Origin of the sequence: Streptosporangium sp. NPDC051022 (assembly GCF_040683035.1) — a bacterium.
In the GTDB taxonomy this organism is placed as follows: Bacteria; Actinomycetota; Actinomycetes; order Streptosporangiales; family Streptosporangiaceae; genus Streptosporangium.
In genome coordinates this window covers 1-24555 of sequence record NZ_JBFBCF010000050.1, presented here as the reverse complement: position 1 = coordinate 24555, position 24555 = coordinate 1, and the positions used below count along the sequence as shown (strand labels likewise).

Annotated in this window: 24 protein-coding genes; 11 read left to right on the top strand and 13 right to left on the bottom strand. The window is 68.7% G+C overall.

Annotated elements, in window-relative coordinates; all coding sequences use genetic code 11:
* Positions 1-26: 26 nt before the first annotated feature.
* The 6 genes from AB0N02_RS44425 to AB0N02_RS44400 form a co-directional block, all read right to left on the bottom strand.
* Complete coding sequence (locus AB0N02_RS44425) at positions 27-1028, bottom strand: DUF4231 domain-containing protein (RefSeq protein ID WP_363960659.1); 1002 nt, start codon at positions 1026-1028, stop codon at positions 27-29.
* Between the two features lie 265 nt (positions 1029-1293).
* Positions 1294-1914: a hypothetical protein gene (locus tag AB0N02_RS44420; protein WP_363960657.1), complete on the bottom strand. Its 621-nt coding sequence runs from the start codon at positions 1912-1914 to the stop codon at positions 1294-1296.
* A 218-nt stretch (positions 1915-2132) separates the two neighbouring features.
* Complete coding sequence (locus tag AB0N02_RS44415; protein WP_363960655.1) at positions 2133-3794, bottom strand: TROVE domain-containing protein; 1662 nt, start codon at positions 3792-3794, stop codon at positions 2133-2135.
* A gap of 742 nt (positions 3795-4536) precedes the next feature.
* On the bottom strand, positions 4537-5064 hold the full coding sequence (locus AB0N02_RS44410) for a DinB family protein (RefSeq protein ID WP_363960653.1): 528 nt from the start codon (positions 5062-5064) through the stop codon (positions 4537-4539).
* 110 nt (positions 5065-5174) lie between these two features.
* Positions 5175-5801, bottom strand: coding sequence for a DUF1269 domain-containing protein (locus AB0N02_RS44405; RefSeq protein ID WP_363960651.1), 627 nt, complete (start codon positions 5799-5801; stop codon positions 5175-5177).
* A 292-nt stretch (positions 5802-6093) separates the two neighbouring features.
* Positions 6094-6996, bottom strand: a complete 903-nt coding sequence (locus tag AB0N02_RS44400) for a hypothetical protein (RefSeq protein ID WP_363960649.1) — start codon at positions 6994-6996, stop codon at positions 6094-6096.
* A 606-nt stretch (positions 6997-7602) separates the two neighbouring features.
* Here AB0N02_RS44400 and AB0N02_RS44395 point away from each other — a divergent pair.
* A complete protein-coding gene (locus tag AB0N02_RS44395) occupies positions 7603-9234 on the top strand; it encodes a M4 family metallopeptidase (RefSeq protein ID WP_363960647.1) in 1632 nt (543 codons plus the stop codon).
* 127 nt (positions 9235-9361) lie between these two features.
* Positions 9362-10303, top strand: coding sequence for an RNA ligase family protein (locus AB0N02_RS44390; RefSeq protein WP_363960645.1), 942 nt, complete (start codon positions 9362-9364; stop codon positions 10301-10303).
* Between the two features lie 243 nt (positions 10304-10546).
* Here AB0N02_RS44390 and vph read toward each other — a convergent pair whose 3' ends face one another.
* A complete protein-coding gene (vph, locus tag AB0N02_RS44385; protein ID WP_363960643.1) occupies positions 10547-11500 on the bottom strand; it encodes a viomycin phosphotransferase in 954 nt (317 codons plus the stop codon).
* A 285-nt stretch (positions 11501-11785) separates the two neighbouring features.
* Here vph and AB0N02_RS44380 point away from each other — a divergent pair, with 285 nt between their 5' ends.
* Positions 11786-13291, top strand: a complete 1506-nt coding sequence (locus AB0N02_RS44380) for an alpha/beta hydrolase (RefSeq protein ID WP_363960641.1) — start codon at positions 11786-11788, stop codon at positions 13289-13291.
* 128 nt (positions 13292-13419) lie between these two features.
* Here the strand turns inward: AB0N02_RS44380 and AB0N02_RS44375 are convergent, their stop codons facing one another.
* The 5 genes from AB0N02_RS44375 to AB0N02_RS44355 form a co-directional block, all read right to left on the bottom strand.
* Positions 13420-14313: a slipin family protein gene (locus tag AB0N02_RS44375; protein WP_363960639.1), complete on the bottom strand. Its 894-nt coding sequence runs from the start codon at positions 14311-14313 to the stop codon at positions 13420-13422.
* A 525-nt stretch (positions 14314-14838) separates the two neighbouring features.
* Positions 14839-15336: a hypothetical protein gene (locus AB0N02_RS44370; protein WP_363960637.1), complete on the bottom strand. Its 498-nt coding sequence runs from the start codon at positions 15334-15336 to the stop codon at positions 14839-14841.
* A 429-nt stretch (positions 15337-15765) separates the two neighbouring features.
* Positions 15766-16350 (bottom strand): hypothetical protein, encoded by a 585-nt coding sequence (locus tag AB0N02_RS44365; protein ID WP_363960635.1) that lies wholly within the window; start codon positions 16348-16350, stop codon positions 15766-15768.
* 82 nt (positions 16351-16432) lie between these two features.
* Positions 16433-17293 (bottom strand): 3-methyladenine DNA glycosylase, encoded by an 861-nt coding sequence (locus AB0N02_RS44360; protein WP_363960633.1) that lies wholly within the window; start codon positions 17291-17293, stop codon positions 16433-16435.
* A gap of 238 nt (positions 17294-17531) precedes the next feature.
* Positions 17532-19406, bottom strand: coding sequence for an MGMT family protein (locus AB0N02_RS44355; protein ID WP_363960631.1), 1875 nt, complete (start codon positions 19404-19406; stop codon positions 17532-17534).
* 464 nt (positions 19407-19870) lie between these two features.
* Here AB0N02_RS44355 and AB0N02_RS44350 point away from each other — a divergent pair, with 464 nt between their 5' ends.
* The 4 genes from AB0N02_RS44350 to AB0N02_RS44335 all read left to right on the top strand — a co-directional run bounded on the left by AB0N02_RS44350 (position 19871) and on the right by AB0N02_RS44335 (position 21860).
* Positions 19871-20152 (top strand): DUF6461 domain-containing protein, encoded by a 282-nt coding sequence (locus tag AB0N02_RS44350; RefSeq protein ID WP_363960629.1) that lies wholly within the window; start codon positions 19871-19873, stop codon positions 20150-20152.
* A gap of 190 nt (positions 20153-20342) precedes the next feature.
* Complete coding sequence (locus AB0N02_RS44345) at positions 20343-20663, top strand: GYD domain-containing protein (RefSeq protein ID WP_363960627.1); 321 nt, start codon at positions 20343-20345, stop codon at positions 20661-20663.
* Positions 20664-21147: 484 nt separating this feature from the next.
* Complete coding sequence (locus tag AB0N02_RS44340; protein WP_363960625.1) at positions 21148-21534, top strand: type II toxin-antitoxin system RelE/ParE family toxin; 387 nt, start codon at positions 21148-21150, stop codon at positions 21532-21534.
* Entirely contained in the window at positions 21531-21860 is a 330-nt protein-coding gene (locus AB0N02_RS44335; RefSeq protein ID WP_363960623.1) for a helix-turn-helix transcriptional regulator, read from the top strand. The genes AB0N02_RS44340 and AB0N02_RS44335 overlap by 4 nt, the downstream gene beginning before the upstream one ends.
* Positions 21861-22155: 295 nt before the next feature.
* On the opposite strand, the gene AB0N02_RS44330 is transcribed toward AB0N02_RS44335, so the two are convergent.
* Positions 22156-22761 (bottom strand): hypothetical protein, encoded by a 606-nt coding sequence (locus AB0N02_RS44330; RefSeq protein ID WP_363960621.1) that lies wholly within the window; start codon positions 22759-22761, stop codon positions 22156-22158.
* Positions 22762-23053: 292 nt separating this feature from the next.
* On the opposite strand from AB0N02_RS44330, the gene AB0N02_RS44325 reads away from it, so the two are divergent.
* Genes AB0N02_RS44325 through AB0N02_RS44310 form a run of 4 tightly spaced genes read left to right on the top strand, consistent with a single transcriptional unit; the run spans position 23054 to position 24347 of the window.
* A complete protein-coding gene (locus tag AB0N02_RS44325) occupies positions 23054-23263 on the top strand; it encodes a hypothetical protein (RefSeq protein WP_363960619.1) in 210 nt (69 codons plus the stop codon).
* Entirely contained in the window at positions 23260-23661 is a 402-nt protein-coding gene (locus tag AB0N02_RS44320; protein WP_363960617.1) for a hypothetical protein, read from the top strand. Before AB0N02_RS44325 ends, AB0N02_RS44320 begins: the two co-directional genes overlap by 4 nt.
* A 9-nt stretch (positions 23662-23670) precedes the next feature.
* On the top strand, positions 23671-23991 hold the full coding sequence (locus AB0N02_RS44315) for a hypothetical protein (protein WP_363960615.1): 321 nt from the start codon (positions 23671-23673) through the stop codon (positions 23989-23991).
* The gene (locus tag AB0N02_RS44310; protein WP_363960613.1) at positions 23988-24347 is read left to right on the top strand and encodes a hypothetical protein; all 360 of its coding nucleotides are present in this window, start codon (positions 23988-23990) and stop codon (positions 24345-24347) included. The genes AB0N02_RS44315 and AB0N02_RS44310 overlap by 4 nt, the downstream gene beginning before the upstream one ends.
* Positions 24348-24555 lie beyond the last annotated feature (208 nt).

Sequence of the window (24555 nt, the reverse complement as noted above, 5' to 3'; positions counted from 1 at the left end):
TAATCCTCTTTTGCGCTGAAATCCCCCTAAGCGTGAGATGCAGACCAAAGCATGTGTTCGCGCGATATGGCTTCCTCGGCCTCGTCCACGAAGTGAGCCCACTCGGCCTCGGTCGACGGCCAGGCCGCGCGGACCACGATGTCCCCGAGCTCCAGGGCCGCGATCGCGTAGGCGCTGGCGACCTGCTGGTGCTGACGCGTCTGCAGCCAGGCTACGCCCGCGGCGGCCACCGCGCCCAAGACTCCGGGAAGGTCGATGTCCACGCCCTTCGTGCCGAGGGCGGCCTTGATCGCGGCGGTGACCAGGCCCAGCGCCTCGGCCGTGGCCACCCCGACCAGCCACGCGGCCGCGCGCCGCTCGTGCAGGTTCGCCTTCGCCGCGTACCACGCCCGCTGGTCGTCCAGCCGCCCCACCATGTAGTGGTGTTTGCGCTCGTCGAGCGAGAGCGCCCTGATCGCGCGCATCCCCGCCGTCACCTGAACGTCCCCGTCGACGACGGAGACGGGCGCGACGCTGCGCAGATCCGAGGTGATCTTGCTGAACCTGCGGAGGAGAAGCCGGTCGGGCGTGTGGTCCTGCTGCGGGACGCCGCCGTTGCGGGCTTCCCGACCGCCCGCCGCCGCGCCGTCCCTGCCACCCGCCGCGCCGTCCGGCCTTCCCGTCACCGTGCCGTCCCGCCGTCCCGCCGCCGGGCCGTCCAGGCCGAACGGCTCACCGCCGACCAGGTAACGCCACGCCAGCGTCTTGGCCGACTCCGCGGCGGCACGCGCCTCGTACCACCGCCGGTCCGGACGCGTCGTCAGCAGGTAGACCTCGGTGACCAGGGCCACCCCCATCGCCGCGGCGGCGATCATGGCCGTCACGTTCGGCCCGCTCGGGGGAAAACTGAACGAGCCACAGAAGGCGGCCAGCATCAGCAACACAAGGCGAATCCCCGTGGCGGTCAGCAGCCTGCGCTGGCTGGTTATGGCAGTGCGGTCGGCGGAGCGGTACAGAGCGGGGAACTCGGACTCGGGAAGCACCTCCACGTCTTGAGGTGAACCAAACTCCCGGACGATGTCAAGACCCCGCAGCTCAGGGGTGGAATTACGGTTCCGCCATACCCGGGGTTCCGGAACCGCCGGAGGTCGTCCCCGCCTCTCCTGGGGGCCTTCCGTGGCTCCCAGATGTCGGTTTCGCGCCTCCGGGCGACATTCCGAGGCCCTCGGGCATCACTCCCGCCTCTCCGGGGGCGTTCCCGGGCTCCCGAGTGTCACTCCCACCTCTCCGGGGGCATCCTCGGGATCTCGGGCGTCACTCCCGCCTCTCCCACCGTTCCGGGGGTTCCCCGCGCGTCGCCTCCTCGTCTCCGGGGGACGTTCCCGGGCTTTCGGGCGCCGCGTTCCGGTGGCCCCTGACGGCCCCCGGCGGCCAGATCACCCGCACCGGCACCCGGCGCCGCGTGGCGGCCTCGACCGCCTCGGCCGTCCCTCCCTCTCCCCGCGCGGGACACCCGTCCCACACGGCGACGAGCAGGTCCGCCGACTCGATCAGCAACTCGTTCGCCGCGGCGTAGGCGCGGGGTGACGACGTGTCGAAGGGCAGCCTGCGGATCTCGCGAGCCCTGCGGAGCAGCGTGTGGAAGGACGCCTCACCGTAGTCGTGAGCGGGGACGATGACCTCCAGCGTGCCGCCGAGGTCGAGAACCGCGGTGGCGAAGATCTGGTCGGCGCCGTCCGCGAGGCAGGATATCCCGACGAACCCGGGAGCGTAGGGCCGTAGAACCGCCCTCACCTCTGCGTCGACGAGCGACGCCGTCTCGAGGGCGAGATCCCGGTGGCCCGTGACGGCGATCCGGGTCGGCGACGAGTGATGACGGTGATGACGGAGGCGTCGAACCCGGGTACCCGCTCGCCGGTCGGTGTCGCCGCTCATGCTGGGAGGGTAACCTCGCCCCCCTGTGGCGAGACAGCCCACATGACCGTCCGGTCATCTCTTTTACCGCCCTGACCTGCGATGACAGGCATGGTTACACATCGGTTCCCTCAACGGGAGGCAAATCGGTCTTCGCGGTGGCCCGCCGTACGGACGGCACGGCGGGCCACCGGTGGGTACGGCTCGCGCGGACCGCGCCCGTCCCCGGTCAGCCCCGGTCAGCCCCGGACGAAACCGTTGACGATCATCGGCAGCGACGCGTCCACGCCCGCCACGTTGAGCACGCCCGGATCACCGGGGTCGCCGATCGAGTGGCCCGCCGGGGTCATCGTCGCGACCACGACACGGGCCTCCGGATTGACGGACCTCCTGTAGGCGGCCAGTGACTGAACGGCGTGCGAGCGGCCCGCCCACGTCTCGTTGTCGGTTAGCACCACGATGCCGTCCGCGTACAGCCTCCTGCTCCGCGCCCACTCGAACGGCAGTGCCAGATCCGTGCCGCCGCCGGACGGCCGCCAGGAGGAGATCTCCCGCAGGTTCGTACGCGGCGTCACCTTCGAGGGGTGAACGGAGGTGTCGACGTCGATGACATGGACGTTGTCGCCCTCGACGCGCGCGAGGATGACGGCCATGGCGCAGGCGACCTCGTAGACCGTGCCGAGCGGTGACCCGCCGGCGAGGACACCGCCATACGCCATCGACCCCGACGAGTCGACGGCGACCAGGAGCCGCCTGCCCGAGGGGCGGACGTGGCCGAACGACAGCTCGTAGGCCTTCTCCAGCGCGTCGGAGATCGCGGGCACGGGCTGCCACCTCTGGAGGTCGGCCCGCGGGTTCGGCCGGCTCTGCCCCGAGGCGTAGACCCGCAGCGCCAGGAACAGGTCCATGGGGTGGACACGCGCCCTGGCCGACGCCCGGCGATCGGTGAGACGCGCGACCGCGCGGCGGGTCGCGTCGCCCCCGGGCCGCAGCGCGCCGACGCGGGTCATCTTCGCCAGGTTGCGGATGAGCGCGGTCATACCGACCGTGTCCACCAGGGCCTCCCACACGGCGGGCTCGGTCAGCATCGCGTCGGGCAGGAACTCCCACGGCACCCGCAGGTCGGTGACCGCGCGGACCGCCTCCGCCGGGGTGGTGACCGCCCTGGCCATCAGGAACCGGTCCACGGCGGGCAGCAGCTCACGGGCCCGGTCGTCGGCGATGTTCCCGGCGATCCACCCGAACAGCGCCTTTTGCTCGGCGGTACCGGCCTTCGGGTGGGCGATGCGCAGCGCGTCCCGCAGGGAGAACTCCTCCCCGGCAGGCGTCCTGCGCCGCATCGCCTTGCACGCGCGGAAGGCGACCGCGTCGGGCTCGTCCCGCAGAAACCAGGAGGCGAGGGCCGTACGGAGGGCGCGGCCCACGACCGGCGCGGAGCCGTTGCGGGACGGCTTGCCACCGAGGTTCTTGAGGTAGCCGACGAACGCCGCCAGATGGTCCGTGGTCCGTACGACCAGCGGGAACGCCTCCTTGACCGCCTGCCGGGTGTCGGGACCGCCGTGGGCGAAGGCGGCGGCGAGCGCGAAGATCCCCGGACGAGGCTTGGGCGCGCGGGGCGGCCGGGCGGTGGAGACGTCCACGATCAGGGAGACGACACGTGGCCCGTCCTCGTCGATCGCGGCGAACAGCACATCGGCGTTCTGCGCCGTCAGCGTGTCCCGGTCCACGTAGTAGGTGCCGCCGGTGGTGCCCAGGACCAGAAAGTCCTCCAGCCGGGTCCAGGTGTCCTTGGCGAAACCGTATCCACCGGCGTTGTTACGGACCTGGTCCTTCCTGCCGGGAATACGCCGCGTCTGCGGTGTCGCGATCGTGGAGACCTTCGCGAGGGGGTCACGCGTCATGCCGTTCTCCTTTGTTCTCCTTCGTTCGACCCGCCCTGGAGCGGATATGGAAAAGGGGAGCGGATGTGGGGACGCGCACCGGCTCTTTACGGCGTTCTACCTCTGAACCACACAGACCATCGGCCCGCGGCGGGGATTCGAACCCCGCGTTTCCGTCCTGAATCGATAACCGATGCGACTTCGACCCGCTCCCCCATGATCAGGTCCGGTGCCGGCACGGATGTGGGGACGCACACCGGCCGTGAGGTGCTCTGCCGCTGAGCTACACGGGGCCGTAATCCCCGTGGCGGGGATTCGAACCCCGCGACCGCCCGATTATGAGTCGATAACCGACGCGCTTCGACCCGTGCCGGCACCGGACCTGATCGGTTCACCGAACCGGGAGAGAAGACGGATATGGGGACGAGCACCGGCGGAATCTGTTTTCAGGAGATAACCGACGCCCTTCGACCCGTATTCACTCCAGGTCCGATGAACCACGTGCAACGCTACCGACCACCGTGTCCCGTCACATCTGATTTTTCCGGCACACCGCTTTTCCGGCACACCGCGCACCGTTGAAAACGCGGTCGTGTTCACGGACGAGCGATTCGGCGGAGCCGGTACCGCGAACGCCCGCGTCCCCCGCACCACTGTGACCGCACACCCGCACCGTGTCCGTGGCCCCCGAAACGCCGGTGCGGTGGGCGGTGGAACGGAACGGATCGGCGCCGTTGGGCGGCGCCCGGCCCGGTGACCCGGCTCAGTGACCGACGGCGCCGTCGATGCGTTCGCGCAGGAGGTCGGCGTGGCCGTTGTGGCGGGCGTACTCCTGGATCATGATGGAGTAGACCCAGCGCAGGCTCATCTCGATCCCACGTCGTGGATCGACGAACGTCTCGTCCAGGGAACGGCCCGACGTCGTCCGGCGGACGAGTTCGATCTCGCGGGCGTACGCGGCGAAGTCGGATTCCGCGTCGGCGGCGTCCACGGCGAACTCGGCGTTCAGATCGTCGTCGCTGCAGTACAGGTAGCCGGCCCGCTGCCCGGCGAATCTGGTGCGGAACCAGTCACGCTCCACCTCGGCCATGTGCCGGACCAGGCCCAGCAGCGACAGGTTCGACGGTTCCGCACACCGGAGTTTGAGCTGCTCGACGTTCAGCCCCCCGCACTTCCACAGCAGCGTCTGCCGATGGAAGTTCAGCCAGGCGTCCGCCAGCGAGCGCTCGTCACCCACGATTTCGGCGAACGGTTCGTCGGTGCGTGTGATCTCCGGAGCGATCCAGCTCATCCGGCCATCGTGCAGGGCGCCGTCCGGATCGGCCAAGCGATTTCCCCCGGCGTTCCCCGGTGTTCCCTGGTGTTCCCCAGTGTTCCCGGCCGCCTCCGACGGACCGGCGTTCACCCGGGTGAGTCCGCCGAGCCCGTTTCCTCCGGTGACCGGGACTCCCCCTGCGCCTGGGTCTTCCCCCTCGCCTGGGCCGTGGCGATGGCCGTCTGGAGGCGCTCCTCCTCGGTCGCGTTGAGCGTTGAGCGGATGACGTGCCCGCCGTACGGGGCGACCGCGGCGATGACCTCGTCGATGTCGGTGGTCAGCAGCAGGAACAGGGCGGCGCCACCGGCGGGCAGGTGCTCGCCGAGTTCCTTGACGAAGTCGATGTCGAGGCTGTTGGGGTTCTCCTCGCCCAGGGCCGCCCCGATCCCGGCTCCGGCCAGCGTCGCCGTACCCGTCCCCAGGACGCCCGCTCCCACCGCCGCAGCCGCGAAACCGGCCGCGGCCAGGGCGATGCCGAGGATCGGCCCGAGCGCGACCAGCCCGAGCAGCGCTCCCGCCACCGCCCCCTCGGTGGCGTAGGTGGAGACCTTGTGGTGGGTGGCGTGCACGATGGGCCCGCCGTCGCTCCGATGCTCGACCAGCGCCAGGTCCGCCAGTTGCACGGATTTCTCCTGTTGGAGCGCCAGCAGCCTGTCCCTGGCCTGAACCGCGCTGTCCACACGCGGGTAGGCGATCGCGACGAGTTCACTCATGGTCTTCCCCCGGACATTTCGAACGCGCCGAACGGACGCCGGCCGGACGACGACCGACGGGCACCGTCTGAGAGCCATTCCCGGTATCGACCAGGCGCAGCGACCTGACGCGTCATCTTCCACACAGACATCTTTGGGAAAGACTTGATGCTCCCCGCCGCGCGGGCGCCGAGACCGGTCCGCATGGACGCTCGGGCTCCGCGCACGCGGACGTTCACGCCGCCGGGCGCCGGAACGGCCGCGGCGGGGTGTCCCGCCGCGACCGTCGTGAGAGTTTCCCGGAGGTACGGCCTCAGGGGGTCGCGGTCGGAGTGGGGGCCGGGGTGTCCGTCGCCGTGGAAGTCGGCTCGGAAGTGGGGGCCGTCGGCGTCCCGGTGGGTGTCTCGGTGGGTGTCTCTGTGGGTGTCTCTGTGGGTGCCGGGGTCTCTGTGGAGGTCGGGGTGGGGGTCGGGGTTTCCGTGGGCGTCGGGGTCGGGGTCGGGGTGGGCGGTGTGGGGCAGGGAGTGGGGGTGCGCCACTTGCCGCCCGGCCGCCAGTGGTTGGGGAGCCACCAGCCGTTGCCGCGCCAGAAGCTCCTGCTGGGCCGCGTCAGGTCGAAGACGTAGGCGGCCGTCGCCGTCTCCTGCGTGGTCGTGGCTGTCACCGAGACCCAGTCCCCCTGCCTGATCTCGCTGCCCCGCCTGCCCACCAGGATCTTGGTGGTGTCGTTGATCGTGTACACCTTCTCGAAGCCGTCCTGGCTCTTCACCGTGATCGACTCCTGCGCCAGAGCGGTCGCCTCCCCTGTCTGGGTGAACACCGTGAAGCCACAGCCGTCCCTCGCCGGAATGACGAACTCTCCGTGCAGGGTGCCGGGGAAGGCCAGCGGGGGTATGCGAGGCGCCGCGGTGGCGGTGGGCGTCGGGGTGGGGATCGGGACGGGGACCTCGGTCGGGGTCGGAGCCGGGGGCGAGGTGGGCGTGTCGGACCCGGTCGGGGTGGGAGCGGGCGTGTCGGACCCGGTCGGGGTGGGAGCCGGCGTGTCGGACCCCGTCGGGGCGGGGGCCGGCGATGCCGCCGCCGCGGCCCCTCCGACGCCCCCCGACGCCACCAGGACGGCGGCGGCCAGGGCCAGCGGGCGTGGAATGCGGCGGCGTGACCTGCCGGATCCGCCCGGCGGTACTTCGTGGAAATCGTCGCGCTCTGTCGGCGTCACCTTGTCCTCCATAAGGCTTGGTCGGGAACCATCGGCAGTTGGAAGAAGTGCTTCTGCCCGCCCCGCCGGGACCGAGGAACACCTGTCGCCCGCGCTCCTCCCCCGAGGGGCGCGGGGAAGACTTCCCCCTTCCCGCGGACCCATGCGGGCGAAATCAGTGATCGACTTCCGGCGGCGGGGATTTCGGCAGCTCATCACCGTTTTCACGGATTCAAATGCGATAAGAAAAACAGCTCTCCGCCGGCCGGGCCCGGTATCGGCCCCGCCCGTACCGGGGGCACCGGCCGCCCTGACGCGCGGATATGCCGATGCCGTACCGTGCCGGTCGTGTGCATTCCGCGCCGGGCAGACCCTCTGCCACGGGCGGACTGCCCGCCGGGCGCACGGGCGAGGATCGCGCGACAGTCGGGAAACGGTTTATCCGATCGGCCGTCACCCCTTAACCTGAAATGGCCGCCGGGCGTTCGGCGCTCTTTCCCCCTTTCCCGGGAACGGCCATATGACAAAGATATGGGAATTCATTGGGTTCTCCTCCCCCGATACCGGTGTCACCGTTGGGGCAGCCCTGGCCGGCCACGGCTCCTTGCGAACAAGGAGTCATTGCGAATGAACCCTAAAATCAAGTTTGGGGCGACCGCTTTCGTGACGGCCGTCGCCATGGGCGCATCGATGTTGACGAGCGGCGCGGAGGCTGTGGGCGCCGCGGCGGCGGAGACCGTTCCCACCGTCCGGCAGGCCGACGCGGACACACCCAGCGCGTTCGCACCACCCACCCTCCAGGCGCGTGAGCGCGCGGTCGCCTCCGCCGACAGAGCCCTCGTCGCACAGGCCCGGGAACTGCGCGCGGGTCCCGGCGACGCCTTCGAACGCCCCGAGGTCACCTCGGGTGTCCGGGGCCTGCAGTACCTGTTGTACCGGCGGACCCATCACGGGCTGCCGGTGTACGGCGGCGACGTGATCGTGTCCACCGACAGCGGCGGATCCGTGGTGAACGCCGTGACCACCGGCCAGCGGGCCGTACTGGAGGGCGTCGACACCACGGCCCGGATCGACGCCCGGCGCGCGGCGGCCGTCGCCCGGGCCGAGGTCGCGGTCGTGCGCGAGGTCGGCACGCCCGTCCTGGTGGTCCACGCCGCGGCCGAGCGGCCCCGGCTGGCCTGGGAGGTGGCCGTCACCGGCGGCACGGACCAGGCTCCCAAGGCGCTGCGCGTCTTCGTCGACGCGCACGACGGGACGGTCTTCGACTCCTACGACCAGGTCCGCTACGGCACCGGCAACAGCTTCTACAACGGCAACCCGGTGACCATCCAGACCACGGCCTCGGGGAGTTCGTACTCCATGACGGACCCCACCCGTCCCTCCCTCCGCTGCGGCCGCGTGAACAGCGGCCCCTATGTCAAGACGACCGACACCTGGGGCAACGGGTCGGGCACCAACCTGGAGACCGCCTGCGTCGACGTCCTGTTCGCCGCACAGAAGCAGTGGGACATGCTGCGTAACTGGCTGGGGCGCAACGGCCACGACGGAAGCGGACGCTCCTATCCGGCGAGCGTCGGCCTGAACTCCATCAACGCCTACTGGAACGGCACGGCCGTCGTCTTCGGCCACAACCAGGCCAACACCAAGCAGCTCACCTCGCTCGACCTGGTCGGGCACGAGTACGGCCACGCCGTCTTCGAGTACTCCGGCTCCAACGGCGGGAACGCCCCGGAGGCCATCGCCCTCAGTGAGTCGGGCGGTGACATCTTCGGCACGCTGGCCGAGCACTACGTCAACCACCCGCCGGCCCTGGACGAACCGGACTACCTGATCGGCGAGGAGGTGGACGTCGCGGGCAGCGGTCCGGTCCGCAACATGTACAACCCCGCCCTGCTGGGCGAACCGAACTGCTACACCGCCTCGCCCCCCAGCGGCGGGCCGCACAACCACTGGTTCTACCTGCTCGCCGAGGGAACCAACCCGACGGGCGGGCCCGCCAGTCCCGTCTGCTCCGGTCCCTCGTCCCTGACCGGCGTCGGCATCCGCAGGGCCGCGGAGGTCTATTACGGCGCGCTCCTGCTCAAGACCGCTCCCTGGACGTACGCCAAGGAACGCTTGGCCACCCTCCAGGCCGCCAAAGTCCTCTCCCCGACCAGTTGCGCCTTGTACCAAACGGTCAGGGCCGCGTGGAACGCCATCAACGTCCCCGCACGGCCCGGCGAGCCGACCTGCGTATCGAGCTCCCCAAGGGTTCCCTGAGGAAACAGGATCACGGTCCTCCCGAACCGGTTCGGGACCGGGGCCGCCCCATTATCCCCCTTGATAACCCGATATCAGGGGGGATAATGGCATGCCTCGCCGATCGCGTCTCGGCCATACTGCTCCGATGCGGCACCTGCCCTATCCCAAGATCCCAGCGGCCGAGCGGTCCGGTGAGACGGTCGTCGGCGGCCCCTGGACGGCGACCGAGAAAGTCCACGGGGCCCAGATGGTGATCGCCTACGACGGCCGGAAGCTGTCCGTGGGCAAGCGCAAGACGTGGCTACGTGACGACGAGCCGTTCTTCGGCTGGCAGCTTCTGCGCGACGGCCTCGCCAGGGCCGCGAAGGCCGCCCTGTCCCGGGGCGGCGCGGCCGTACGTGTCTACGGCGAGTTGTACGGCGGCCACTACCCACACCCCGATGTCCCGCCGATGCCGAGTGCCACCCCGGTACAAACCGGCATCTGGTACAGCCCGGACATCCGCTTCGCCCTTTTCGACGTGCTGCGTCACGAGGCCCCGGACGACTCCGGCGTCTTCCTGCCCTACGCGGACGTCGCCTCGATCGCCGCCGAAGCCGGCCTCGACGTCGTGCCGCTGCTCGCCAGAGGAACCCGGCCGGATCTCGACGCCCTGCCGCGCCGCTTCCCCACCCGCGTTCCGAGGACGCTCGGGCTGCCCGACGTGCCGGACAACACGGCCGAGGGGATCGTCCTGCGGCCCGACACCCCTCTGGCCCCCGAACGCCGGCCGACCCTCAAGCTGAAGATCGAGGAGTTCGACGAGCAGCGCTTCGACCAGAGCCGCCCCTGGGACCCGCGGGTGATCCTTACCCCGGAGGAACTGGAGCGGATCGCCCGGAGCATGGTCAACGGGCCACGGCTGGCCGGCGCGCGCTCCAAAACGGGACCGTCGGTCCTCGGCGAACTCCTGGACGAGGTGGTCCTCGACGTCATGGTGGATCTGTGCGAGGCCTTTCCCGCGGCCATGACGGCCCTCGGCGGCGACGAGGAGGCCGAACTCCAGGCGTCCATCCGCAGGAGCGCGGCGGACGAGGCGGCGGGCTGAACGGTGAGGAAACCGTTCGAGCGGTTCTGAGCGGTGAAGAGATGAACGGGCGGGTTCTCCCCGCGAACGAGATCGCCGCCCCCGGCCGGGAGGTCTTCCAGGCGTACGGCTTCAGCGCTCCGGGTGACGGGTGGGACGACACTTTCGAAAAGCAGGCCAAAACAACTGTGCCGATTCTCACCCGGAGGCGCGAAAGAAATATTTCCCACTCCCGGGAGACCTGATCCACCCTTGTACACGAAATCAATGGCTCGATTCCTTTGTTTCGTTTTCATCGGAAGAATTTCTGTGCCGTCCTCCCGGAGGATGCGCCAGGAATTTCTCGAACTGGCCCGCAATCCGGTAGCCGGACAGGCCGTCCGCCAGTTCTTCCTCGTCGTCGTCACGGTACGCCGACAGAGCCTGTTGCAGGGCGAAGGTTCCGCGAATCGCGGCGACACGGGCGACCGTCTCCTTGTCCGACCAGCCGCCGAGCGCGAGTATCCGGCCCAGGAGGTCCTCGCCGTGACCGGCGCCGACGGCCGCCAGGTCCTCGGCTGGATCACCGATCGCGACCTCGTCCCAGTCGACCACCCCGCCGAGTCGTGGCAGCCCGTCCTCGTCCTCCCACAGGACGTTCTCGGCGCCGAGATCCCCGTGCACCACGGCCTCGGCAAGGTGGGGAAGGTCGTCGAGAGCCGCGAGTTCCCGCTCGGCCCGTTGCCGCCCGTGATCGGACATGAGCCCGAACAACTCGGCTCGGACGTCCGCGGCGAACCGCCGCCAACGGTCGCGCGGTGTCGTCAGGACGGCCCGTGCCCTCTCGTCGGAGACGGCCCCGGCCAGTGCCGTGAGCAGCGTGACGTACTGCGCCGCCACGGCCGCGGCCACATCGGGATCCTTGAGCGCACCGGCCCCCAGCGGCGCGCCGGGAACACGGCTGAGAACGAGGAACGGCTGCTCCTCCGCACCTGGCATGCCGCCTTCGAGCAGCGGCCGGGGCGTGCCGAAGCCGAGATCGAGTTCGGCGAGGACGCGCAGCACAGCCGCGCGCCGGGGCAGCCGGACGGCCGCGGCCGCGGTACGGGGCAGGCGCACGACACGGTCCGGACCGACCACCACCTGGTGGAACTGTCCCCGGTGAACGGTGAGATCCTCCAGTGCGACACCCGGCAGCAGCCGATTCAGCAGAACGCGGTTCGCCCGCAGAATCTCCATGAGACGCCGGCCTTCCATCTCTTCGGCATTCGCCCCGGAACCTCCCCCGAGGCTGCCAGAGGGGAAGCGTGCGGCGCAGATGTTTTCCGGCGGTCTCCCGCAATGATGAACCTTTGGCGGGGTCCCGATCGCCTTTGGTATTGATCTCGCGGAATCTGCGGTCTTTTGGGCGTCGGCCAGGAGGAGGACAGCGCGGGAGACCGGTTCGTCCTGGCTGAGGAGGAATCGTGGGAGCGTCGCTGGGAGGGTCGCCGTAAGGATCTCCCGCCCCGAAAGGCGATCACTGTGACTCTCCAATTTCCCGGATCCTGGGTGCCGCCGGTGGCGGCGGCGCTGACACTCCTGTCCGCCACCGTCGTCCCCGCCACCGCCTCGAACGCCGCCACGGCCGCCGCCCCGCCCTCGATCTCCTGGCGGGCGTGCTCCGGGCTGCCGGTCCCCGCCCCGGGTCTGGAGTGCGGCACGCTGACCGTGCCGCTCGACCACGACAGACCCGGCGCCGGAACAGTCGACGTCGCGGTGATCAGGGCGAAGGCCACCGGCGACCGGCTGGGCTCGCTGGTGATGAACTTCGGCGGCGGCGGTAACGGCGTCGTCGCCCTGGCCACGGGCCACGAGAGGTACGCGGCCCTGCGCAGCCGTTACGACCTGGTCTCCTTCGACCCGCGCGGCTCGGGCGGTACCTCCCGGGTGACCTGCGGCTCGGACGCCGCGCTCGACCGCCTGTTCACCCTCGGCCCCGGCATCGACGACCCGGTCGGCCGCAAGGCGTACCTGCGGGGGATCACGGCCTTCGTCCGCGACTGTCAGAAGGAGTCGGGCCGGATCCTGCCGCACGCGGGCATGGGCGACGTGGCCAGGGACATGGACCTGCTGCGCGCGGCGCTGGGCGAGGGCAGGCTCGACTACTACGGGATGTCCCTGGGCAGCGTCCTCGGCGGCGTCTACGCCACGCTGTACCCCCGGCGGGTCGGCCGGATGGTGCTGGACGCCGGGCTCGACCCACGGCAGTCGATCATGGAGCTGGAGAAACGGCTCACCACCGCCTTCCAGCTCTCCTACGAGAGGTTCCTGGAGGGGTGCGTCAAGAACGGTTGTGACCTGGGCAAGGACGTCAAGGCGGCCAACCGGGCCGTCGAGGGGCTGGTGGAGCGCCTCAGGCGCGGGCCGCTCACGGTCGGCGACCGGCGGCTGACCGCCGACCTGGCGATCACCGCTCTGCTGGGCGCTACCGCCCAGCCGTACTGGGAAGAGCTGGAGCTCAGGGTCGCCAAGGCGGTCAAGGGCGACGGCGCCCCCCTGCTGGAGATGGCCGACGCGCTCAACGGGCGCCAGAACGGCACCTACCTTCCCTACGCGGGCCTCGCCCCGTCCATGTACAGCAGCGCGGTCTACTGTCGCGACCGGGAGCGGCCCGCCCGGCGGGACCTGGTCCGGCTCCAGGCCGAGCTGACCCGGATCTCCCCGCTGTTCGGCCTGTTCACCCCGTCGACCGCCTACCTGGTCCCCGTCTGCGCGCACTGGCCGGTGCCCGTCGACCCCGAGGGCCGTACGGTCGGGCACACCGGCGCCGCCCCGATCGTGGTGATCGGCTCCGCGAAGGACCCGGCCGCGCCGCTCAGTGGCGCGGCGAGCCTGAGCGGGCAGCTCACCAACGGCGTACTGGTCACCTACGAGGGCGACCTGCACGGCGCCTACCCGACCGGCGGCACGTGCGTCACCGGCGCCGTCGAGGGCTACCTGTTCGACGGCAGGGTCCCCGCCCGGGGAGTCTCCTGCCCGGCCGCCTGACCACCTGGCCCCCGATCTCCCCGCTGTCCCCGCTGTCCCCGCTGTTCCCCGGCGCCCCTCGGCGCCCCTCGGCGTCTCCCCCGTTCCGGCATCCCGGCGCCGCCCCTCCCGGGCGGCGGGGGAACGACCTACCGGCCGGCTTCCGCGCCGTTGGGTGCGATCTGGTCGGGGATGCGGGTGTCCTGGGGAAGCTGACCGGCCGATGTCGGCACGCCACCGGGAAGGGCCGGAGCGGCCTGGTCGGCGGACCGGTCGGTCTCGGGGGGTGTCAGGCGTTCCAGGAAGCGGAGCAGTTCGACGGGGAAGGGCAGCACGAGGGTGGAGTTCTTCTCGGCGGCGACCTCGACGACGGTCTGGAGCAGGCGCAGTTGCAGCGCGGCGGGCTGTACGGCCATCGTCGTCGCGGCCTGGGCCAGCTTCTGCGAGGCCTGCAGTTCCCCCTCGGCGGTGATGACGCGGGAGCGTCGTTCGCGTTCCGCCTCGGCCTGCCGCGACATGGACCGCTTCATCGTGTCGGGAAGGACCACGTCCTTGATCTCGACGCGGTCGATGTGCACGCCCCAGCCCACGGCCGGACTGTCGATCATCAGCTCCAGCCCCTGGTTGAGCCGCTCCCGGTTGGACAGCAGGTCGTCCAGATCGCTCTTGCCGATGATCGAACGCAGCGAGGCCAGCGCCACCTGGCGAATGGCGGACTCGTAGTCCTGAACGTTGACGATCACCCGTACCGGGTCGACGACCCGGAAGTAGATGACGGCGTCCACGCGGACCGTCACGTTGTCACGGGTGATGGCGTCCTGAACGGGCACCGGCATGGTGACGATCTGCATGTTGACCTTCTGCAGACGGTCGGCGATCGGCACGATCAGGGCGAGCCCCGGACCACGGACCTCGGGCCTGACCTGCCCGAACCGGAAGACGACGCCCCGCTCGAACTGCTTGACGATCCGAACTCCGACTCCCAGCCACATCATGCCCAGCACCAGGATCGCGACCAACACGGAGATGAAAACATTGATCATTTTGCGCCCCCCGTCTCCCCTCGGCCCCGCCGCTCCGAAGGCCCCTGGATCGGTGGCCCGTGCGCCGGTCCCGCTCGTGGCGGGCGAGCCCACCGCGCACAGGGCGACAGGAACAACCACCGCGGTACCCGGCCTGTCACAGACCTGGCCACCGACGGCCGGCGCCGTCCGCTCGCTCTCACCGGACACGGCACACCTTCCGGAGGTACCTGCCCGCCGGGCGCGACTTCATGACGCCTATTCGAACAGTTCTATCGTAGCGCGACCAAAAATGCCCGATATATGCCTTTTGGGATAGATGGACCGCCCCACGCGTAGCCCGAGTGACACCGGCGACGACACCGGTGGCTGACGCCCAACCCGCGATCACGAGACCGGAGGCGCTCCGCCGACCGCCACCGGTGAACTGACGCCTTTCCCCGCAAGTCGATCAGCGGGAACATCGGGGGCGGCCCGGCCGGCGGAATCGAGGCGGCCCGGCCGAAGGCCGACACACAGCCGGCCACGGGACGGCGTTCGCCCGGATCAGGCGTCAAGCGGCGCCGGATCGTGCTGGGTCGCGCACGCCTCCTCGGTGAGGAGCCGTCCTCCCGCCGCGAGCTTCTCCAGGTTCTCCGGGGTGCACCTCGCCAGGTAGCGCTGCAGGTCCTCGCGGTCGCCGACATAGGCCATCCACAGCGCCATCTTGGCCGCGTCCCTGTCCTGCTCCTCGGGTCCCCGGGCCGGTTCCCCCTCTCGCATCGCCGCGTTGACGGCCTCCGCCTCCTTGTCGGGCTCACCGTCGGTGACCTTCTCCAGCCACCCGGTGCCGACCCATTCGGCGCGGCCTTCGTCCCACTGCACGTGGATCGAGCAGCACACGCCGTCCCGGTTGGCGTCGTAGGGCTTCTCGGTGCTGTCGGCACTGTCGGCACCGTCGGCGCCGATCCGGCCCGTGGTGACCGCGCCGAGCCTGCCGTTGGCCCAGTGTCGTACCCGGGTGCCGACAGGGAGATGTGCTTGTGCCTGCTCGATGGTGATCATCGAGGCTCCTCACGAGACTGACGCCAGTACGTTCTCAACACGGCGTGGGGGGCAGCCGAATTCGGTCTCGCCCTTGGCGGGGATATGTCCGCGGCGGGCATGGCTGCGGATCATACTCGGGGTGAGACGTCCGTGGAAGCCGTTCCGGGCACAGGCGGTCCCGGTGCAGGTACCGGCATCATCGTGCGGGCACCGTATCGGCAGGGCGCGGGGAGGCTTTTCACGATCCGCTCCCGCCTCTTTTCCGAAGAGCGGCCTCCGGTCTTCACAACAGGCCTGAAAAGCGATCCCGATCCGCGGGGCCACGGGAGCCGGCTGTGGAAGCACATCGGGCTCGAATCGGCGACATCCCACCTGTAGAGCAAAAGGCTCACACTTCGAGTCACCGGAAACAGCGGAACCCCCCTTTCGGTCCGGGTATGGCTTTTCTCACCCCGAACCGATCGCGACCCCGATAAGCCGGACGATTTTCAGTAAGTCCCACGACTGCACGGACCGCTCAAGCCCGTTCATCCGAGCGGCCAGGGTGTCCCTCTCAACCGTTCTCAGCTCGCCATCGGACTCCAGGCACAGGCTGACACACTGGCTGAGCTCCAGAAGAACCGGGTCCGTCAGGGGCCGCAGGCCAGGTAACCGCCGCTGGAGCCAGAACCGCAACGCGTGCCGCGCGGCCTCTCCGGGAGCGCCGAACCAGTATCCGTAATCCTGCGCGTTCGGGTTGAAATCCTCTCGACGCGGGATTCTCCGGCCTTGCCGTTTGGCCTCCCGGCGTATCGTCGCGTAAGCCAGGACCGCGGCTTCCCTGGCGGCTCTGCTTTCCTCGATCACCTCGAGCGCGCGGAGCAACGCCGTCTCGTCGCGCTGGAATCTCCCTGCCTTCAGTTCGAGAAAACTCAACGTCTCCAGGAACCCAAGGGGACGGTACAGCTGGACGTAGGAGCGGAGTGCCGATACCCGGTGCCGATAGGGCAGCGCGGGGTCACGCACCTTACGGGCGAAGTTGCCGAAGCTCACCACGGGAGGCTAGCCGGAACCCCTCCGGCACTTGACGATCAATCCCTTTTGCCGTCGATGCCTGCCGCTGTGGATCAGTGGATCAGGAGCGGTGAGCGCCGGCGAGCAGCCGTTCGCAGGCGTCGATCAGGCGCTGCCGCTGGCGTCGCGCCCGCTCGGCGAACCCCCGCTGCTCGGCCGCGTATTCGGCCCGCCCCTCGGCCGTCTCGATCCGGATCGCCCGATAGCCGAGCGAGCTCAGGTCGTACGGACTGGCCCGCATGTCCACGGCGCGGATGTCACCGGCCAGCGTGAAGCAGTCGGTGACCAGCTCACCGCTCACCAGCGGCGACAGCTTGTAGGCCCACTTGTACAGGTCCATGTTGGCGTGCAGGCAGCCCGGCTGCTCCAGCTCGTGTTGCCGCTGCCGCGTCGGCTGCAGCACGTTGAGCGGCCGCGCCTCAGGGGTGAAGAAGCGGAACGCGTCAAAGTGGCCGCACCGCACGCCCCGCTGCTCCACGACCTCCGCGATCTCCTCGTCACTGAGCCGCATCGGCCAGGTGCCGTGCCGTACCTCCGCGGTCTTGTAGACCATCGCCCACTCGTGCAGCCCGAAACAGCCCAGATATGCCGGTCGTGCCGCGGTGGCGGTCAGCAGCCGCGCGATCCACTCGACGGTGGGCCCTCGCCTGTCCATCAGCGCCGAGGTGTCGAGCGTGGCTCCCTCCGGGGTGTCGAGGTAGTCGCGGCCGAAGTCACGCGCCCCCCTCAGAACCACCCCCGCGCCCGGATGCCACTGCCGCAGCCGCGCCGGCCGATGCCCGTAGTAGGTGAACAGGAAGTCCTCGACGGGGTGGCTCTCGCCTCGCGCCCTGCGCGCCAGGTGCGGCACCGTCCACACCTCGACTCGCCGCCGATGGGCCTCCGCCCGGGCCCGCCACACCTCCGGCTCCAGAACCTCCACCGTGGAATCGTACGCGCAAACCGGTGGTATCCGGCCTGGGCGGACAGCCCGGACGGTCCGCGCCGGAAAGGGCGCCGCCTCCGCGACGGACGCCATCGCGGAGGCAGCGTGCCCATCGGGGCGAAGAGTCGGGCGCGGGCGAGGCAGAGCGGCTTAGCCGGGCCGGGCCGTACGGCGCACGGCGTCTCGCACCGGTACCGGAAGACCACGGACAGATTCCCGACAGGCCGCCCCCGTCTCAGGCTTCGTCCTCGACAGCCAGGAGTTCGTTGAGAGCGGAGATCACGGTCTCCGACGCTTCACGTCGCGCGAGCGCGAGCGGAGTGAGTGACGGCCGCTTGGCGTAGTTCGCGGCCAGGAGCTGCCCACGCACGTGAGCCCACCCCGGAAGGACGGCGAGAGCGTCGACAAGACGCAAAAGCTTCTCGGGAGACGCCCCACGGTTACGCATCCATTCGAAGTTGACCGACAGGACCGACTTGTTCACTCCCGTGTAGATGCCCCAGACGGCCGCCTCGTCGGAGCCGAGAGCGAACCAGGCCGTGGCGGAGGGATACTCGGCCTCACCGAAGGCATAGCCCCGGAACGACGGATGGCGCTCGGCGTGCCGGTAGACGGCCAGCAGAGTACGGGCCACTTCCGGGGGGCAGTACTGTTCGATCGCTCGCAGGAGACTTTCCTCGTCCCATTTGCTCTGTCCTCGCGAGACCCCCGTCCGGCGTTCCGGATTCGTCACGGGCACGGCTTCGAGATCGCCCGCGTCCGCCGGAGCGGTGTCGTAGTCGACCGCCGGCAGAGGGTCACCGAGAGCCAGCTGTATGGCGATGGCGATCGACTCCAGCCATGAGATGGTCTCCTCCGCCTCCCGCGCGCTGATCGCCGCTTTGCGCCCGGGCTGGTCCGGGTCGTGGTCGGCGGTGTGCGCGATGTTGTTCCGGCGCCAGGCGATCTCCCGCAGCTTGCTCCTGACGCCGTCGGAGGAGACCGGCGACGACGGGTCCTGCTCGGTGAGGATCTCCGCGACCCTCACCCAGAGGTTGACTGTGCTGACGTGGGCGAACCCCTCCTTTATCTTGTCCGGGTTCTGGAAGGTCATGAACGCGAAGACCTGCTCCAGATGAGCGCGGAATGTCTCACCGAGGGGTTCGTCGTGATGGTGGACCTTCTCGAAGAGCTCGACGGGGATCGAGAGCCTGCTGAACTTCGGGGGGCGTGCGACACCCGGCCGCAACGCGAGGGCCACCGCCCGGTCGACGATCTCCCGGGTGACCCAGTGGTCCAGGGCGGCGACGGACTGGGTCCAGGCCGCCCGGTAGAGATCGCTGACGTCGAAGGCCCCCACCCCGAGCCGTTCCAGATTCCGGCCCCCGTGTACGAGCTGGCGCGCGTAGCCGAGGTTCTGCTGGAACTGCTCGAACGCCGCAGGGGTGTCGTCGGCCCTGGCCGCCTGCTCGCCGGCCGTTTCGGGAGCCGACCCCATGTCACCGAGTGCCTTACGGAGATCATCAGCCGTCATGCGCTGTGCCAGGTTCGCCCGGCCTCTCTGGTCGAAGGTCACCCCTTCCTCTTCCAGGACGGCCTGCGGCTCATCGCCCCGTTCGGGGTCCAGCCAACGGAATCCCGTGGAGATGCGTCCGTCGGCCTGGAGAACCCGGTGGGCGTTGACAGCCTCGGGCGCATCGGCCATGAACGCGCCGATCGACTGCGCCGACATGCCGGCCAGCTTGGCCACATCGCCATAGGTCGTCCAGGTGCCGGGCTTCAGCAGTCGCAGTGCCTTCAGGACCAGGTTCCATCGGGGGTCGGTGTACTTCCGCTCCGAGGAGGGAACCCGCCGGGCGCGGTACTGTCGTTCCAGCTCGCGGCCGAGTTCGTCCCCTGGGAAGTCCTCCAGGGCCCGAAGCCCGGCGGGAGTGATCGACCAGCCGTTCCTCTTGGTAACCCAGCCGAGCGACGCCGCCTCACCCGTGCGGAGCACCACCTGCTCCCACCAGCGGGTCTGACCATGAGCGTTGGGGCTCTGCTGTTCCGGAGCGATGGCGACTCTCCGGGAGACGGCCGCGCGTACCTCGTCGGGCTGCAGCGGGCGATCAGCCTCCCTGAGGGTTTCCAAGGTCGCCCGGAAAGTCGACGGGAGGTGCTCGGCGAAGGACAAAGGGGGGCTCCTACGTCTCAGCTGTTTGCCGTGCCTTCGAGACGTCCTGGAAGGCGGCGGATCAGACTCGGGTACCTCTTCTATCTACACCCGGCTCCGGCCGAAGATCCGGTTGTCAGGATGATTGCGGTGTCCGACCTCCGACACTTCCGATCAAGCTTTGATGGTTCACGAAGATTGTCCCTTTATATGGTCAGGCGTAGCTCGCGGCCCGAACCGATGTGCCGGATGAGTTGCCGAGTGAACTTACTCAAGGTCCGGTTCCGAAGACCCGTCAATTCCGCGGGGAGGTCTCGTTCCGGGGAAAACGGGGTTGTCATTCGGTTGGTCATTCACGCACATGTCTCCCGGGACACGGTGAGCAACGCCGCCCCGTCGGTGACGACCGCCATCATCACCTATAGCCGATCAAGGGAGCTACAGTGACCTCCTCGCACAAGGAATTCAACTGGCTTGCGAAGCACGGCCCGTTCTACGACGTTTCCTGCGTCACCTTCGCCCGGTCTCTCATACCCCGCGAAGCGTTGACGCGTCTCGGCGCGGACAGCACCGGGATTGAAGAGGTGACCTTCGAAGGGCACCAGGAACGAACAACGGAGTACATCGACTCGGACAACATGCGCACCAGCCATGTGGGCGCGCTGGAGGCGAACGGCTGGACCGTGCTGATCCAGCTCTGGACCGGATCGAACCGCAGTCCGTGAGCGATGACCGGTCTCCCCTGCAGAACGGCGGTGATCAGGCCGGCGGGGCGGAAGCGGGTCATCCGTTGACCCTCCGAGGGGAAATCAGTACAGCGGGTGGGATTACCGTCGCCCGAAGCCGAGAACTTCGACTCCGTGACCCCAGTGGCCGCCCCGGCGTGAGGTGGCGGCACGGGAGAGGAGCTTGGTCATGTCCAAATACCTCATTAAGGTGAATTACACCGTGGACGGCCTCAAGGGAGTGCTTCGAGACGGAGGCACCACACGCCGCCAGGTGGTGGAGCGCATGGTGGAGAGCGTGGGCGGCCGGGTCGAGCAGATGTATTACGCGTTCGGCGAGACCGACCTCTACATCATTGCCGACCTGCCGAGCAATGTGGCCTCGGCCGCCGTGGGTCTCAGGGTGTCGGCAGCCGGTGGAGCGGGGACGAAGACGGTCGTCCTTCTGACGCCGGAGGAGGTCGACGAGGCCACGAGGCAGGAGGTGGAGTACCGGGCCCCTGGCACATGACAGCCACCACGGCCCGGCTACACCACAGGCACAAGGACGGCTCATCGAAGGCTCCGTCCCGGAGGTCACCGCAGAGAAGCGGCTCGGCCACGAGCTCCGGGACGGGTGGGCGATCGTCGGCGCCTCCGCCGTACGGCTTGCCGAAGCCGTACCGGGAACGCTCTCCGCTCCCGCCTCGCCCCCGAACAGGGGTCAGCAGCCCTCAAGCCAGGCCGGAAGAGCGCCTTGAACCGGGTGGGCCACTGGGTTCGAACCGGTGCCATCTCACTTGTAAGGCAATCCGAACGAGGCCCTGACCAAGACGGACGCCTGTTCTGATCTGGGCGTACGGTCCATGGCGAACCACCGGTGTCCAGTCCCGTCCGTGGTCGTTGTCACTCAGTTAGTCACCCAGGACCAGCCCTCTTCACAGGATCGTCCAGCTCATTCGAACCCTCCGGTCGATCCTTCGGACAAAATATGAGCCAGAGGTTATATTTCGAAGATGGCTTGGGAGATCGTTCTACTGGAGCCCGTGGACTCCTGGTTCCTCAAACTCTGCGCGAGTGACCCAGACTCGGCGGTCCTCGTCGAGAAGGCCATCGATCGGCTCGCCGAAGTCGGCCCTGCTCTCGGCCGCCCCTTGGTGGACACGCTGGAGGACGACGACCTGAACAACCTCAAAGAGCTCCGCCCAGGCTCGCGAGGACGGTCAGAGATTAGAATCATCTTCATCTTCGACCCCGACAGAGAAGCGATCTTCCTCGTGGCGGGAGACAAGGCAGGCAAGTGGTCGCGCTGGTACGACGAGGCGATCCCGCTGGCCAAGTCCCGCTACACGGAATACCGCGCGGAGAAGACGGCCGAGAAAACGAAGGAGGACAGGCGATGAGCCCTGCTCGCCGCTGGCAGGAGATCAAGGCCGATGCCCACCGGCTTCATCCCGAGTTGGCCGCTCCCGAGCGACAGGCCGCCGCCGAAGCCGAACTGGACGCGTACGTGGCCGGGTATCACTTGAAAGAGCTGCGCAAGTCACTGGGTAAGACCCAGGCCGATGTAGCCGCCGCACTCGGCATCTCCCAGTCACGGGTCTCCCAGATCGAGAACGGCGATCTCGACGCCATGGAGCTGGAAACCCTCCGCGCCTATGCTGCTGCGCTGGGCGGGCACGTCGATGTGACGATCAGCGTCGGCCCGCACTCCGTCAAGGTCGCCTGAGACCAGCCGTGTCCGTCTGAAACGGCCTCTTCCACGACTGCATGGAGGCGCTCGGCCTTCCGCCTCGGCTGCGGTGGAGCCCAGCAGCGCGTTGATGGCACGAAGCCCCATCCGAAATCTTCGGATGGGGCTTCGTGACGTGTGGGCACTACTGGGTTCGAACCAGTGACATCTCGCTTGTAAGGCGATCCGAGCGGGTCCCCGATCAGGGCCTATACCGCCTCTGACCTGGGCGTACTGTCCAGGACAGTCCACCGTCGTCCGGCGTCGTCCGGGGCGGTTGTCACTTAGTTGGTCACCCAGAACTGGCGCTCTCGGCGCGCTCTTTCGGTTCCTCGGCCCAGACGTTGCGGCCGTTGCTCCACAGCTCGGAGGCGTGGTAGGCGAAGCGGTCGAACAGGCCGTCGTCCTGGTAGCGGCGCAGGTGCAGCATCGGCGAGTCGTGCCCGACCAGCTTGGCCAGGTGCGGCGTCACCAGCATCTCGGAGTCGAACCGGAAAACGCTCATCGCGATGTGCTCGTCGCCGTACCGGGCCTCGATGCCCGGCACCCCGCGAACCTGCTCGATCTCCGACAGCGTGATCCGGATGCGGGTGGAGACCGTCAGCGGGACGTTCTCCACCTCCTCGCGGTGCCGGGTCACGTCGCTGTCCGGGTCGCCGATCAGAAAGCGGATCTTGCAGCCCTGCTCGGCCTTGCGCTTGAGGACCTTGGCGAGGTTTGGGTGTTCCAGCCACAGGAAGTAATTGGTGTATCCGGCGAACACGATCTCGTTGCGGGCCGAGGTGATCAGGCCACGCCAGACGGACTTGGGGCAGGCCGACCGGTAGGGGTAGACGGTCAAGACCTCCCGGTCGGGACCGGTCTTCACGGTGTTGCGAATCGCCTCTGGCCACAGCACTGCCGAATCAACTCCTAGAACCTCAGCGACGGCCCACTGGTGCCGCATATGCGGGATTCGCGCCTCATCCTGCAACCAGCGTGCCACGGTCTTGACGTCCACCCCGCAATGGTCAGCGAGGCGCTGATCGTTTACTTTTGCGTCCAGCATTGCGCGGCGTAAGGCGACATTAGCCACTATTCACCTCGGGGAAGCGAGGACGTCAGGGACGTTTTCGACTCTAACTTTGAAACGTCCTGGACGTCTCTGGAATGAGTTGGGTTCGTCACTCTCAGAGAATGACGCTTACCCCATGTCAACTCCCGTGATTCTGGAAGACCTCCAGGCGGCGTTCCCCGGCTGGTGCATCTGGCGGAGTTCCGAGGGGCGGCTGTGGGCCACCCGGAACGGACGGCACCTCACGGACAAAGAGGTGGAACGTGGCCTCTGCCAGACGGTCGACGCCGACACCGTTCCCGTCCTCGCCCAGCGGCTCCGCGCCCAAGAGGAGTTGGAGTCATGAGCGCCATGCGCGGCTCCAAGGGACGCCCGTCCCCTTCCGGCGATGAGGCAGTCATGGACGCCCAGGGCAAGGCCCTGATCGTCGTGCAACGGCTTCTCCGGAAGCAGGGTATTCGTGCCCGTCGCGACCACACGATCAGCCTGGGACTGTTCGCCAATCGCGTGGACACCGTCCGGCACCCGGGCGGTCCCCCGCTTCGGTCGTGGCTGACCCACTGCCCTCCCGTGCTGGTCGTGACCGGCGAGGGGCGGCGGGGCGTCACCGTGACCATGGGACCGGGCGCCGACTGCTACGTGATCTCCCTGCCCGACGTCTCCGAGTCCCTGTCGGTCGACCGTGAGCAGCCCGGACAGGTCGTGGATCTGATCGTGGCCGCCGGTACGACGGCGACGGCGTGAGGGGAAGTCGTGTCCTCCATGCCGTACGGCACGCGGGCGGAACAGGCGGCCCACCGGCTGCACCGGGCCTTGGCGCATCACGGGATCGCCTCCCACGTCACCACCGGTTACGGGTTAGCCCTGGTGTCGCTGTGGTACGGCCTGGTGATCTGGTCGAACGGGGACCGGTTCTGGTGGTGCGACGACTGGGACGCCACTCTCAAGCAGCCGCGCTACGCCTCACACCGCGCCAGCGAACCCGACCGGGCCGCGCACCGCATCGCCCAGCGCTACATGCGGCTGCGTGCCCGGCATTCACCTGCGGTGCCTCCGCAACGGTCCCGAACATGAGCGAGACAGCACAGGGAGCAGAGACTTCCTCCGAACTGCTGGAGGCGGTCGTACGGCCTGCGGCGGAGTTGGGCAACGGCTACGGCCTGCTGTTCGTGCGAGCTCGCTACAGCGTTTTCCAGTTCATCCCACTCCAAGGGGAACACTGGAAGGAACCACAGCCGTCGTCGGATCTGCTGTGGGCGCGCGTGGCCGATCTGGAACCACTGCCGGGCGGTCAGCGCTGGTGGCGGCCTCCCATCTACCCCATCGCGTTGTACTGCGAGTTCGCGGCGGGCGGCTCCATCGCCACGATCGTGCTCAGCGATGCCCTGGTGGTGATGCGACCGCGTCGGGTGGGTCGGCTCACTCCGTGAAAGCCGGTGCGGCGGTGCGGCCCTTCCCCATGCCCGTGCCGCCGCACCTGATCAGAGAACCCCGTGAGCACATCGCCATGTGTCATTCGATGGCAACCCGACCCGTACCGCAATGAGCTTCCCCCGTTTTTCCGGAGGCTTTGGATCATGGTCCACGGATCATGGGAAAGGTCTCGATCATGGGGAAGCGGAAGTACCCGCTGGAACT

Bases quoted from the DNA above. Each gene is read 5' to 3' on its own strand.
- AB0N02_RS44420 (WP_363960657.1), bottom strand. From the start codon at position 1,914: ATGAGCGGCGACACCGACCGGCGAGCGGGTACCCGGGTTCGACGCCTC.
- AB0N02_RS44415 (WP_363960655.1), bottom strand. From the start codon at position 3,794: ATGACGCGTGACCCCCTCGCGAAGGTCTCCACGATCGCGACACCGCAG.
- AB0N02_RS44410 (WP_363960653.1), bottom strand. From the start codon at position 5,064: ATGAGCTGGATCGCTCCGGAGATCACACGCACCGACGAACCGTTCGCC.
- AB0N02_RS44405 (WP_363960651.1), bottom strand. From the start codon at position 5,801: ATGAGTGAACTCGTCGCGATCGCCTACCCGCGTGTGGACAGCGCGGTT.
- AB0N02_RS44395 (WP_363960647.1), top strand. From the start codon at position 7,603: ATGAACCCTAAAATCAAGTTTGGGGCGACCGCTTTCGTGACGGCCGTC.
- AB0N02_RS44390 (WP_363960645.1), top strand. From the start codon at position 9,362: ATGCGGCACCTGCCCTATCCCAAGATCCCAGCGGCCGAGCGGTCCGGT.
- vph (WP_363960643.1), bottom strand. From the start codon at position 11,500: ATGGAGATTCTGCGGGCGAACCGCGTTCTGCTGAATCGGCTGCTGCCG.
- AB0N02_RS44375 (WP_363960639.1), bottom strand. From the start codon at position 14,313: ATGATCAATGTTTTCATCTCCGTGTTGGTCGCGATCCTGGTGCTGGGC.
- AB0N02_RS44370 (WP_363960637.1), bottom strand. From the start codon at position 15,336: ATGATCACCATCGAGCAGGCACAAGCACATCTCCCTGTCGGCACCCGG.
- AB0N02_RS44345 (WP_363960627.1), top strand. From the start codon at position 20,343: ATGTCCAAATACCTCATTAAGGTGAATTACACCGTGGACGGCCTCAAG.
- AB0N02_RS44340 (WP_363960625.1), top strand. From the start codon at position 21,148: ATGGCTTGGGAGATCGTTCTACTGGAGCCCGTGGACTCCTGGTTCCTC.
- AB0N02_RS44335 (WP_363960623.1), top strand. From the start codon at position 21,531: ATGAGCCCTGCTCGCCGCTGGCAGGAGATCAAGGCCGATGCCCACCGG.
- AB0N02_RS44325 (WP_363960619.1), top strand. From the start codon at position 23,054: ATGTCAACTCCCGTGATTCTGGAAGACCTCCAGGCGGCGTTCCCCGGC.
- AB0N02_RS44320 (WP_363960617.1), top strand. From the start codon at position 23,260: ATGAGCGCCATGCGCGGCTCCAAGGGACGCCCGTCCCCTTCCGGCGAT.
- AB0N02_RS44310 (WP_363960613.1), top strand. From the start codon at position 23,988: ATGAGCGAGACAGCACAGGGAGCAGAGACTTCCTCCGAACTGCTGGAG.